The sequence below is a fragment of the Lacibacter sp. genome (assembly GCF_057361365.1).
Genome location: NZ_JBMQSG010000022.1, coordinates 523,793 through 536,641 on the forward strand (window position 1 = coordinate 523,793; position 12,849 = coordinate 536,641).

General features: G+C 40.5%; 11 protein-coding genes. 10 read left to right on the forward strand and 1 reads right to left on the reverse strand.

The features are described from left to right. Positions 1 to 42: 42 nt before the first annotated feature. The 10 genes from ACO1QW_RS20495 to ACO1QW_RS20540 all read left to right on the forward strand — a co-directional run bounded on the left by ACO1QW_RS20495 (position 43) and on the right by ACO1QW_RS20540 (position 10,900). Positions 43 to 699 (forward strand): HAD family hydrolase, encoded by a 657-nt coding sequence (locus tag ACO1QW_RS20495; protein WP_486261326.1) that lies wholly within the window; start codon positions 43 to 45, stop codon positions 697 to 699. Between the two features lie 20 nt (positions 700 to 719). Continuing rightward, positions 720 to 1,280 carry a hypothetical protein gene (locus ACO1QW_RS20500; protein ID WP_486261328.1) on the forward strand — a complete coding sequence of 187 codons (561 nt, stop codon included), beginning with the start codon at positions 720 to 722 and terminating at the stop codon, positions 1,278 to 1,280. 235 nt (positions 1,281 to 1,515) lie between these two features. Continuing rightward, positions 1,516 to 2,844 carry a vanadium-dependent haloperoxidase gene (locus tag ACO1QW_RS20505; protein ID WP_486261330.1) on the forward strand — a complete coding sequence of 443 codons (1,329 nt, stop codon included), beginning with the start codon at positions 1,516 to 1,518 and terminating at the stop codon, positions 2,842 to 2,844. A 40-nt stretch (positions 2,845 to 2,884) separates the two neighbouring features. Further along, the gene (locus ACO1QW_RS20510) at positions 2,885 to 3,991 is read left to right on the forward strand and encodes a transporter family protein (protein ID WP_486261331.1); all 1,107 of its coding nucleotides are present in this window, start codon (positions 2,885 to 2,887) and stop codon (positions 3,989 to 3,991) included. 31 nt (positions 3,992 to 4,022) lie between these two features. After that, positions 4,023 to 4,967 (forward strand): transporter, encoded by a 945-nt coding sequence (locus ACO1QW_RS20515; protein WP_486261333.1) that lies wholly within the window; start codon positions 4,023 to 4,025, stop codon positions 4,965 to 4,967. Positions 4,968 to 4,989: 22 nt separating this feature from the next. After that, entirely contained in the window at positions 4,990 to 6,540 is a 1,551-nt protein-coding gene (locus ACO1QW_RS20520) for a vanadium-dependent haloperoxidase (RefSeq protein ID WP_486261335.1), read from the forward strand. 279 nt (positions 6,541 to 6,819) lie between these two features. Then, complete coding sequence (locus ACO1QW_RS20525; protein WP_486261337.1) at positions 6,820 to 7,812, forward strand: LacI family DNA-binding transcriptional regulator; 993 nt, start codon at positions 6,820 to 6,822, stop codon at positions 7,810 to 7,812. A gap of 61 nt (positions 7,813 to 7,873) precedes the next feature. Beyond that, the gene (locus tag ACO1QW_RS20530; RefSeq protein WP_486261339.1) at positions 7,874 to 9,139 is read left to right on the forward strand and encodes an MFS transporter; all 1,266 of its coding nucleotides are present in this window, start codon (positions 7,874 to 7,876) and stop codon (positions 9,137 to 9,139) included. Between the two features lie 2 nt (positions 9,140 to 9,141). Next, the gene (gene treF / locus ACO1QW_RS20535; RefSeq protein ID WP_486261341.1) at positions 9,142 to 10,638 is read left to right on the forward strand and encodes an alpha,alpha-trehalase TreF; all 1,497 of its coding nucleotides are present in this window, start codon (positions 9,142 to 9,144) and stop codon (positions 10,636 to 10,638) included. After that, on the forward strand, positions 10,631 to 10,900 hold the full coding sequence (locus ACO1QW_RS20540) for a hypothetical protein (protein ID WP_486261343.1): 270 nt from the start codon (positions 10,631 to 10,633) through the stop codon (positions 10,898 to 10,900). Before treF ends, ACO1QW_RS20540 begins: the two co-directional genes overlap by 8 nt. A gap of 2 nt (positions 10,901 to 10,902) precedes the next feature. Here ACO1QW_RS20540 and ACO1QW_RS20545 read toward each other — a convergent pair whose 3' ends face one another. Then, on the reverse strand, positions 10,903 to 12,846 hold the full coding sequence (locus ACO1QW_RS20545) for an alpha-amylase family glycosyl hydrolase (protein ID WP_486261345.1): 1,944 nt from the start codon (positions 12,844 to 12,846) through the stop codon (positions 10,903 to 10,905). Between the last annotated feature and the right edge of the window lie 3 nt (positions 12,847 to 12,849).

Genomic DNA, 12,849 nt, shown 5'->3' on the forward strand with positions numbered 1-12,849 from the left:
TTAGTTGACAATAGCCAGAAACAACAGCTTTATTTTTGCAGCATGAACAAAACCTTTCTGTTCGATCTTGATGGAACATTAATTGATACCATGCCCTGGCATTTCAAAACATGGCAAATGGTGGTGACTGAAATGGGCAGTCCTTTGCAAGGCGATGCATTAATGAATGAATTGTATGGCAATGGTGCTGAGCTCATGAACCGATTAGTTCCTGGACGAATATTTACTGAAGAGGAAGCAAAAGAAATTGTGGATGCAAAGGAAGAACGTTATCGCCAGCTTTACGGAAAACAAATAACGGTGCTGGAAGGTGCAAGAGAATTTTTGCAAGAAGCACAAAAGCAAAACATACCTATGGGCATTGGTACTGCCAGCAACCAGGCCAACATCGATTTCGCATTGGATCAGTTACAGTTGCATGACTACTTCAATGCGATCGTAGGTGCTGATGATGTTGAGCTCAGCAAGCCTCATCCCGAAACATGGCTGAAATTAGCCGAAGCATTAAATAGCCCGCCACAACATTGCATTGTATTTGAAGATGCACCTAAAGGGGTAGAAGCGGCGAAGAAAGCTGGTATGAAAGCCATTGCCATTACCGGGCATTATTCTGCAAACGATTTCGGTGACTATGATAATATTTTAAAAATTGTTCCGTCGTTAAATGCGCTACAGGTAAGAGATTTGCTTTATCTTTAAAGCTGCCAAACGAATTGCTGTTGCGTATAATTGCTTCCATATTTTTTCTTAGTATACTCCTGTTTAACTGGTTTGGTTACCGTATTGTAATGGGCCTGGTGCAACAAAAAGCCGATACTCATTTTGAACAAAAGATCGATAACAAAGAATACGATGCAAGTGCATTAATTGAAGTGCGTGCACCAGTAAGTCTTCCCTATCAAACCGATTGGAAAGAATTTGAACGTGTAAGTGGTGAGATCACAATCAATGGTATGCACTACAAATATGTAGAACGCAAACTCGAAGGCGGAGAAATGATCTACAAATGTATTCCCGACGAAGGCAAAGCCCGTTTGGTAAATGCAAGAGAGAACTTTTTCAAACTCGTGAATGATTTGCAAAGCCAGCAGGAACAAAAATCGGGTAAGCAACCTGCACCTTCTTACAAAACTTTTTCATTTGATTATTGCGAACAGTTAAACAATTGGTCGCTGAATGCATTGGATAAACTGAAACAACCATTTAACCAAACCTTCTCAGCAACTCCACTTTCTGCATTTATTCCCCAAGCAGAACAACCTCCGGAAGTAACAGCTTAATTGCTTTGTTACTCATTTTGTTTCTTCATACATCATGATCGATAAGTCGGCTACTGTTGCAAACACGGTGAGGGTCGTGTACTGCGGCACTTGCAAGCTTATTAAGAAATGAGTAACAAAGCTCAAACGTATTCCTCTTTGAACGCCTGCCTGAATGACAAGGTCGGGCACGAAGCATCGCCAATGCAGTTGCATAGCGAAAAAAAACCACTACTTAAAAAATTGTAATTCAGAAATGAAACATGTTGTATTCGCAGCAGTCGTTGCAGTATTTATGATTGCGTGCAAACCCAAGGGAAATTATAAGGCGTTTACCAATGATCCTTTGTTATACAGTAAAACGGTAAAGAAGCTCAACAATGTTGTATTGGAAAATAATTTTCCACCAATGATTGCGGCACGTAATTACGTATATGCAAATATTGCAGCGTATGAATGTGTTGCAGCCGGTGATAAAAATTACAGAAGCATTAGCGGACAAATTAAACATATGCCCCCAATGCCAAAGCCCGATACAAGCAAGGCGCCTATTGATTTTTCTTTAGCTGCTTTACTCGCCTTTACAAAAGTTGGTAACGCTGTTACATTTCCTGAAGGAAGTATGATGGAGTATTACAATGATTTGAAGGAAAAGGCTGATTCAGCCGGGATGCCTTCCGATATGTTGGAGAATACTATTGCTTTTTCTGATACAATCGTGGCTACCATACTTAAGTGGAGCAAAGGCGATAATTATGCTGCCACACGTGGTGCTGAAAAATTTACCGTTCGTGAGGAAGATGGCCGTTGGCTACCTACACCACCTATGTATGCCACTGCGGTTGAGCCGCATTGGTGCAAAATTCGTCCGATGGTGCTCGACAGTTGTTCACAGTTTGAAATTCCACGTCCGCCGGTATTTGATGTCAAAAACAAAAACAGCATCTATTGCAAGGCAATGATGGAGGTAAAAAACATTGGTGACAGTTTAACGGAAGAGCAAAAACATATTGCAGATTTCTGGGACGACAATCCGTTTAAAATGAATGTAAGCGGGCATGTAATGTTTGCTACCAAGAAGTTTTCGCCTCCCGGGCATTGGTTGAATATTGTGGGCATAGCTGCAAAAGAAGCAAAGGCCGATTTTAATTCAACTGTTGGTGCATACGCAATAACTTCTATTGCATTTTTCGATGCATTTATTCGTGGATGGGAAGAAAAATACAAAAGCAATTTTGTACGTCCTGAAACGGCCATCAATAAATACATTGGCCAGGAATGGCGCCCTTATATTCAAACACCACCTTTTCCTTCTTATGTAAGCGGACATGCAACAAATTCTGCAGCTGCTGCAGAAACAATGACTTCGTGGTTTGGCGATCAGCTTTCATTTACTGATACTTCATTACTGGAGTTCGGAATTGCCAACCGCCAGATCAAATCATTTCGTGCCGCAGCAGAAGAGGCAGCTATGTCGAGGTTATATGGAGGTATTCACTACCGTTTCGATAACGATGCAGGATTAAAGGCAGGAAGACAATTAGGCGAACTGATCGTGCAGCGTATTAAACTAAGAGCTAACTGATCAGCTCTTCGATTACAATCACAACCAAACTATTATTGAAATGAAGAAAATATTTTTATTACAATTTTTACTTACTGCATTCCTTTTTATGACGGGTAAAAATGTAACGGCGCAAGGTTGCGTTGCTGTGCGAAGCAATGGAGCCATGTGCACTATGAGTCATGCTGATTCAGAAGATGATCACAAATGGCAATTAACAACAGGCTATCGTTACTTTCATTCGTTCCGTCATTTTGTAGGAACAGAAGAACAAAAACATCGTGTAGAAGAAGGCACCGATGTGCGCAACTGGCAGCATGCACTTGATCTTACACTGGTTCGTAAACTTAATAAGCGCATGTCGCTTGCAGTAAATGTTCCTGTTATCTCCAACCGTCGTTCTTCTATGTATGAGCACTATGGTAATACCAGTACTAATCCAAACGCAAGAAGAGAAACAACTTCGTTCGGCTTAGGTGATGTGCGTATTACCGCATATCGTTGGATGCTTGATCCTGTAAAAAGCAAAAGTGGAAATATACAAGTGGGATTAGGATTAAAACTTCCTACTGGCGATTATCGTTACAACGATTTTTTCTGGAAGAATGATTCAACAAAAGTGCTGGGTCCGGTTGACCAATCCATACAATTGGGCGATGGCGGCACTGGAATTTCACTTGAGCTGAATGGTTATTATGTTTTCACAAAAGCATTAAGTGCTTACGGAAACTTTTATTATCTCAGCAATCCACGTGAACACAATGGTGTATCAACAGCAAGGGGCGGAACAACTTCCGCAACAAATATTCTTTGGGGAAGCAGTGTTATGAGCGTACCTGATCAATACATGCTTCGTGGTGGATTAAACCTGATGGCTGGTGCTTTCTCCGCTTCAGCAGGTGTACGTTTAGAAGTAGTTCCTTCTGAAGATATTATTGGGGGCAGTAGTGGTTTCCGTCGCCCCGGCCGCATTTTTGGTGTTGAGCCCGGCGTTGCTTATCAATTTAAAAGAGCAAGCTTGTTTGCAACTGTTCCTTATTGGTTTAGCAAAAACCGCACACAGAGTTATGCCGATAAACAGCGTACAAAAGCAACAGGTGTGTATGCGCAAGGTGATGCCGCATTTGCTGATTACTCAATAAATATTGGCTGTACCGTAAAATTCTAATTGTAAGCAAGCGATACCAAACAATCATTACATGAAATCAAGTATAAAATTATTATTGTTAATGCTGCTGGGCATTGCAGCTAAGCAATCATTTGCTCAAACCGACATTGATGCCATTATGATGGAGAAGAATGCATTTTGCGTTGGCCCCGGTTACTCTTACAGCAGCTGGAAAAATTATTGGGAGGGAACAAAGAAGAGAGAGAACCTGAATCTCGGAACAGTATCAACACAAATGTTTGCTGTAATGGGTAACTACGGAGTTACCAACAAGCTGAATGTGTTATTCAATGTACCGTACGTAGTTACAAAAGCAAGTGCAGGAACTTTCAGGGGGCAACGTGGTTTCCAGGATCTGAGCCTCATGTTGAAATATCGTGCCATCAACAAGAAAATCTATAACAGTCGTGTTGCTTTAATTGGTTTGGTGGGAGGTTCTATACCGCTGAGTAATTACACAGCCGATATGTTACCACTGTCCATTGGTATGCAAAGTAAAACAGCAATGGCAAGATTGATGCTCGATTATTATTACGATAATAAATGGTTTGCAACAGCATCAGCAACTTATGTATGGCGCAGTAATGTTACGCTCGATCGTGATTCGTATTATGCCGATGAGTTTATTCTTTCGAACGAAGTGAAAATGCCTAATGCAACAAGCTATAATATTCGGGCAGGTTACCGCACTCAATGGATCATTGCAGAAGCTGTACTCAACAACTGGACAACAAAAGGTGGCTTTGATATCACACAAAACAATATGCCTTTTATCAGCAACCGCATGAATGCAACTTCGATGGGAGCTAACATCAAGTATGTATTCAAGAATCTTCCGCAGCTTTCTTTAACAGGGGGAGCCAGCCAGGTAATTGCGGGAAGAAACATGGGGCAGAGTTTCAATGTTAACGGTGCTGTATTTTATGTTTTCAACCTTAATAAAAAAGAAAGGAAAAACAACAGCGGAGTAAATTGATCTAACACGAAAAAACGAAATCATGAACATCAACATAAAACAAATTGCGGCTGCTTTACTATTGTGTGTTTCAGTAGCATCGTGCAGTAAAGAAATTACTGAGCGAACAAAGAATGCGACTGCGTTGAATCCTGCAAACACCGACGCAAATGCAGGTACATGGAAACCGGTATTACTTACAGCTCCCGATGAGTTTGCAGTAGCTGCACCCGGTGCTGCAAGTGGGCCGGGTTATACGGCTGAGCTGAATGAAATCAAGAGTTATCAGAAATCAATGACGGGTGAACAAAAAGAACGCATGAAATACTGGAGCGCCGGTGCGGTATTTCGCTGGAATGAAATTATGCGTGGACTGATTGCAAAATATAATCTTCCGCCTTTTCAAAATCCTGATGGCACTTATCCGGTTCCCGATGCAAATAATCCTTTTAATAACCCGCAATTTCCTTTTGCGAATCCTCCTTACGCATCACGTGCCTATGCTTATGTAAGTGCTGCGCAATACGATGCCTTAGTTGCAGCGTGGCATTACAAAAAACTATACAACCGCTTAGCTCCGTATAAAATCAATAATACAATTACAACTTTATTACCGCAATCTGATCTGCCCTCGTATCCAAGTGAAGATGCCGCTGTTGTTGGTGTGATGGTGGAGATGTTGAAATTATTTTTTCCCGGTGAGCAGGCAACTATTCAGCAACTAGCCACCGAACATAAAAATGCAAGAATAATGGCAGGCTTAAATGTGCGAAGCGACATTGAAGCGGGTGAAGCATTAGGAAGATTGGTTGCACAAAAATTTGTTACACGTGCAAGAGCCGACAGAGCCGGTGCTGCAGGTGGTAATGCAACTGTATGGCAACAGATGGAAACGCAAACCGCTGCAACAGGTGAAATGCCGTGGATCAGTATGGAATCACCAAAGCGTCCACCGATGTTACCATTGTTTGGTCGTGTGCGTACGTGGTTGTTTGATTCTTTAACAATGGTAACAACTATTCGTCCTGGTCCTCCGCCATCAACCAAATCAGAAAAGTTTAAACAGGAAGTAGCCGAAGTGTTGCACTACAGTAAGAATGCAAGTCGTGATGAACTAGCGCTGGTTCATTATTGGGCCGATGGTTTGGCAACACATACACCTCCCGGTCATTGGAATGCAATTGCTGCCGATGATTTTATTGAACAACGTTACAGCGAAGTACGTTGGGCACGCAACCTGGCTTTACTGAACATGAGTATGATGGATGCGGCTGTTGTTTGTTGGGATGCAAAATTCTTTTACTTTAATCCACGTCCTTCGCAAGTGAATCCTGAAATAAAAACATGGACTGGCTTACCAAACTTCCCAAGTTACATGAGTGGCCACTCAACCTTTAGCGGTGCCGCAGCCACTATACTGGGCCGCATATTGCCCGCACGTAAATCAGCTTATGAAGCGATGGCAAGAGAAGCATCGCTTTCAAGATTATATGGTGCCATTCATTACCGTAGTGATTGTGAAGAAGGATTGAAATGTGGTAATGCAATTGGCGGTTACGCTATTGCACGTGCAAACCTTGATGGTGCAAATTAAACGAGTATTATTTTCAGTAGTATAAATTGTGCCTCCCTTGTTTTTACAAGGGAGGTTTTTTTTATTCTTATGTCAATAACATCACAGCGACTTTTACTGGAATAATGCGAACTACTTTATAAGTGCAGATTTTATAATAAACAACAAAGAAAAAATGTAATTACTACAATTATAAAATACAAAACACTTTGTGTTAACCGTGGTTTTTCTTTGCTGCAAATGGAAATCATTTATCTTTAACTGGATTAACATGAGATTTCCAGTACCAAAGAATATTGCATGCAGCAAAGTACATTAAAGAAATTGTCCGAAGCTCTTGGCATCAGCATATCAACAGTATCACGGGCATTGAAAGATCACCCAGATATTTCGGCAGCTACTAAAATAAAAGTGAAAGAGTTGGCTGCAGCTATGGAGTATGAACCCAACAGTTATGCTGTGCAGTTACGTACAAGGCAAAGTAATGTGCTTGGCTTGCTTGTTCCCTCCATCGATAATTTCTTTTACGATTCATTTATTGCCGCTGTTGAAGATGAAGCACGCAAGTTTGGATATTCGGTATTGATCATGCAATCGAGAGATGACGTTGAAATAGAAACAGCCAACCTCAATATCTTCCGCAAGAACATGGCAATGGGTGTGTTTGCAACCGTATCAATTGCAACCGAAGATATGGCCCCGTTTCACAAACTGGAGGATATGAAAATACCGGTGATCTTTTTTGATCGTGTACCGGAAGAGAACGGTTTTCATACAGTTTGTTTATCGGATGCTGATGCAGCAAGACTTGCAGCTGAAGCAATCATTGAAAAAAAGAAAAAGAATATACTTGCGTTGTTTGGCCACCCGCATTTAAGTATTTCAAGAGTGCGTAGCAAAACATTTGTTGATACAATAAAACAACAATCACCATCTGCAACAGTAACACTTGATTTTCCGGAACAACCTGAACCATCAAAAGAAATTGCATTAAAAGCATTGCAATCTGCAAATCCTCCTGATGTTATTTTTTGCATGGGCGATCTTATTCTCATAGGCGTCATGCGTGCAATTCATGAGCTAAATTTAAAAGTACCTGAAGATGTTGCAGTCATCAGCATCAGTAATGGCTTTATTCCTACTATGTATAATCCTGTCATCACTTATGTTGAAACAAGTGGTTACAAACTTGGCAAACTCTCTTTTTCTCAAATGCTGGGACGTTTAAAAGGAGAAGATGTTAGCGAAAACGTTTGCGTTGAATCAATACTGGTAAAAGGCGGTTCTTTATAGACAAAATGCTTTGGTAAATGATAGGTAACGGGTATATTTAATTACTCATCCATCACTTGCCATGACCAACTTTCGCATTAAGCTTTCACTCTTTCTCAACTATTTTGTTTTTGCCATTCTGCTTAACAGTGTAGGCACTGTTATATTGCAGGTGCAGGGAAATTTTGACATTTCAAAAGGCTCGGCCAGTATACTCGAAGCTTTTAAAGATCTCAGCATTGCCATCACATCTTTTCTTATTGCTTCTTATGTAAACAAGATCGGTTATAAAAAAACAATGCTCATTTCATTGGGGTTGATCGCTGTAATGTGTTTGATCATTCCATCGGTCAGCAGTTTTTTTATGACCAAGATGTTGTTTGCAGCAGCGGGTATTGGTTTTGCATTGATAAAGGTGAGTGTGTTTGCAACCATAGGCCTGGTTACTAAATCAAAGAATGAGCATTTAAGTTTTATGAATTTCCTCGAATCATTTTTTATGGTTGGGGTATTAACAGGTTATTTCTTATTTGCTTCAATGGTTGATAATAATGACCCAAAATCAACCACATGGTTCAATACCTATTATATTTTGGGTGCACTAGCTGTAGTTGCATTTTTATTATTACTCAGCACCAGGCTCGATGAATCAAGTATAAAACAGGCAGAACAATCAAAATCGGCTTCTGATGATTTTGTTGAAATGCTCCAACTAGTACTGTTGCCACTTGTGCTTGTATTTATATTCAGTGCGTTCTTTTATGTATTGATCGAACAAAGTATCATGAGCTGGTTGCCAACATTCAACAAAGATGTATTACAACTTTCTACAAGTCTCAGTATACAAATGGCGAGTATTTTATCAGCATCAATTGCCTTAGGCCGTTTTCTCGCAGGGTTGATCTTACGAAAAGCAGATTGGCTGATGGTATTAGTAATTTGCCTGCTTGCTGCCGGTGCATTGGTATTGCTTGCTGTACCATTAACAAAAAATATAAGCGGCACCAGCATCAATAGTTTAGCTGATGTTCCGTTGGTGGCATTCATATTTCCTTTGATTGGTTTATTCCTTGCACCAATTTATCCCGCCATCAACTCGGTGATATTAAGTAATCTGCCAGCACATCGTCACGGATCAATGAGCGGATTGATCGTTGTATTCTCTGCTTTGGGTGGTTCAACAGGTTCCATCATTACAGGGAATATTTTTGAAGCGTATGGCGGACAAACAGCATTTTATTTTTCACTTGCCCCTATTGGTATTTTGATCATACTGTTATATGTATTCAAACGGCTGCAGCCAAAATCAGGTGCAGTTGTTGATATAAAAATGAAAGGAGGTCATTGATCGTGAAACAGAAGGAAATTTTTGAATTGAGTCCTTTGTTTGAGGATGTGCAGATGCAACAAGTGTTCGAAGATGGAAAAACATTTGTCGATTGTACAGCAAAACAATCACCGGAACTTATTCTTCAAAAGTATAACGAGGAAAAACTAAAACCCAACTTCGATCTTCGTTCATTTGTAACAACACATTTTCAACTTCCGCATGTATTTGCCAGCGATTACCATTCCGATGCTAAAGAAAATGTAACTGAGCATATTCATGCGTTGTGGCCTGTTCTCACACGTGAGCCTGATACAGTTCAACAAGGTTCGCTCATTCCATTACCAAACCCATATATAGTTCCTGGCGGCCGTTTTGGCGAAGTGTATTACTGGGATAGTTATTTCACCATGCTTGGTTTAAAGGAATCGGGTATGAATGACATGATCGAAAACATGGTGAATAATTTTACGCATCTCATTAATACCATCGGATTTATTCCAAATGGTAATCGCACCTATTATCTCGGCAGATCACAACCACCTTTTTATTCGTTGATGGTTGAATTGATGATGGAGATCAAAAATGAAAATGTACTTATCGATTACTTACCTGCTTTAGAAAAAGAATATCAATTCTGGATGATGGGTGCTGATGAGATTTCTGCAGAACATCGTTTTGAAAGGCATGTGGTATTGATGGAGGAAGGTGAATTGATGAATCGCTATTGCGACGCTTATCATACTGCAAGACCTGAATCTTATCGTGAAGATGTTGAACTGATGCATGCAACCAAACAACCGACAGAAGCATTGTATGCACATTTAAGAGCCGGTGCAGAATCAGGCTGGGATTATAGTTGCCGTTGGTTTAAATCGGAGGATGATTTTTCAACTATTCATACAACAGAGATAGTACCTGTTGATCTTAACTGTTTGTTGGTTCGTTTGGAAGAAACCATTGCAAAAGGCTATCAGTTGAAGCAAGATGAAAATCTTGCGGCGAAGCATAAACAATCAGCTGAAAAGAGGAAGCAAGCCATTTATAAATATTTCTGGAACGAAGAGCAGAAGTTCTTTACCGATTATGATTGTGTGGATCATGCGCAAAAGCAGGTCAAGACACTTGCAGGCGCCGCACCTTTATTTTTCAAAGTGGCCACCCAACAACAGGCCGATGCAGTTGCAGCTTCACTTGAAAATGAATTTTTAAAAGACGGCGGGTTAACAACAACATTAAAAACAACGGGTCAGCAATGGGACGCACCTAATGGCTGGGCTCCATTGCAATGGATGAGCATAGTGGGGTTGGAAAATTATGGTCATCATCAGTTAGCTGCAACGATTGCTAAACGCTGGATACAACTTAACAACGACGTGTATGAGCGCACGGGTAAGTTGATGGAGAAATACAATGTTGTTGAAACGCATCTCGAAGCTGGCGGTGGCGAATATGCCGGACAAGATGGATTTGGGTGGACAAACGGAGTTTTATTAGCTTTAATAAAGAAGTATGGATAATACCCGCCTGGATAATACATTCACTTTTTCAGTTGAACCGTACAACGGCAAACTTCGTTTTGTTGTCAGCGACCAAGGGAAGGAATCTGTCTGTCGTATTGAGCGAAAAAAAACAATTGAATCTTTTTTACAGGCAAGAAACAGCAGCATCTTTAAAGGCCGCCTACAGCTGCACAAGTTGAATAATGACATTGCTGTGGAAGTAAAAGGAGAAGTAGTTGGTAACGTATCAGTTTCTTCGTTTCAAAAGTTGATCAGCTAGGATCATCCTTCCAGCAGCGCAAAACCATAAGGCGGCAGTACAAAAAATTCATGATCCTTTCCTACCTCGTGAGTTTGCCCACTCCAATGATCGGTTAAAGTTGCAGGTGGATTTCCTTTTTCCTTAAATGCATACCAGGTTAAGAAGGCTGCTTCATTGCTGAAGTTGAAAACGCAGAACAGTCGGTGCTCTTCTTTTTGACGAATGTATCCGGCAATATGAACATTATGCGGTGTAAGCCAGGTAATATTGCTACGATCGGCAACCATCGGCAACTCTCCTCTTATTTGCAATAGTTTTTTTGTAGCGCTGAAAATAATTTCTTCTACTGTTCCTTTTTCTTTCGCTTTCTTATTCTTGTTCCAATCAATAACGGGACGATGCATCCATCGATTATCATAACTCTTGCCTTCATCTTTCAGATAAGAGTAATCATTCGTGTAGCCAACCTCGTCACCATAAAATAACATGGGCACACCACCAAGGAAAAAACTATGCGCCTGCATCATGAGTATTTTCTGTATTGAAAGATCAATGGCTTCTTTATTATTTTCTGTAATAGCTTTTTCCAACCCGCACAACGAAGCAAGCGAACCACTGATACGTGCATCACCTGTTTTAGGATTACTTGAAAACAGTGCACCAACAGCTGGCGAACCCTGATGAACCCCGGAATAATAATCCTTCAGGTATTTGCGGTGAGCAAATGAGTTATACCCTGCCTGCTCTATCATACTATCATCATAACCTAAACCAATATCATCATGACAACGTGTATAAGTGATCCACGATGTACCATATGGTTTTTGTAAAATATCATGTTGTGCAGCCAGCATTACTTTCGTATCACCAGTTGCAAGCATATCCCATTGCAAAGCCATATGCGTTGCATTGTAAGCAAAATCACATTCACGTGCCGTATAGTTATCAGTGCCAAAATATTTCATGATCTCTTTGGGAGCAACAATTGCTTCACCAAGCAACGCCATTCCCGGTGATGCTACCTGTACACATTGTTTGATCAAACGCAACAACGTATGTGCCTGTGGTAAATTCTGACAGGTGGTGCCAAGTTGTTTCCAGATGAAGGCTGGAGCATCAATACGTAGAATATCTACACCCAGGTTGGCGTAAAAGAAAATGCTGTCAAGCATTTCAATAAACACTGAGGGGTTGGTGTAATTCAAATCCCATTGATAATGATGAAACACCGTCATCACCCATTTATTGCATTCTTCTATATATGTGAAACTGCCGGGTGAACTTTCGGGAAATATCTCGGGCATTGTCCGTTCATACTGATCAGGTAAACTTCGGTCGTGATAGAAATAGAAATAATCCTGGTATTTCTTTTCACCTGCTTTTGCCTTTAAAGCCCATTCATGTTTGTGTGATGTATGATTGAGCACAATATCGATCATCAGGTACATATTGCGTTTGCGCATTTCTTCCTGTAAGTGCAAAAGATCATCAAGCGAGCCAAAACGTTTATCCACCTTTCTGAAATTGGAAACAGCATAACCTCCATCGCTTTCATTTGCCGGACTTTCAAACACCGGCATAAGGTGCAAAAAGTTTATGCCAAGTTCTTCGAAGTAATCAAGTTTTGTTTCGAGAGTTCTGATGTTGCTGCAAAAACGATCGACATATAAACTCATGCCGTTGATCTTATTGCTGAGAAACCAATGTTCCTGCTGAAGTTTGTGCAGATCACGTTGCTTTAATACAACTGAACGTTGCTTGTAAGCTTTGATGATCGTTTTGATTAACTCATCAAGATATGTTTCTGCTGATGGATAATGCTCATACAACTGCAAATACAATTCAAAGATGGCAGAAGTATCAGCAAGAAACCTTGTGTAGAAAAGATTGTCTTCTCCTGCTACATCAATTCCATGTTCTTTTAACAAGGCGTTTATATGTTCATGTGCTCCGAAGGTGTACATACG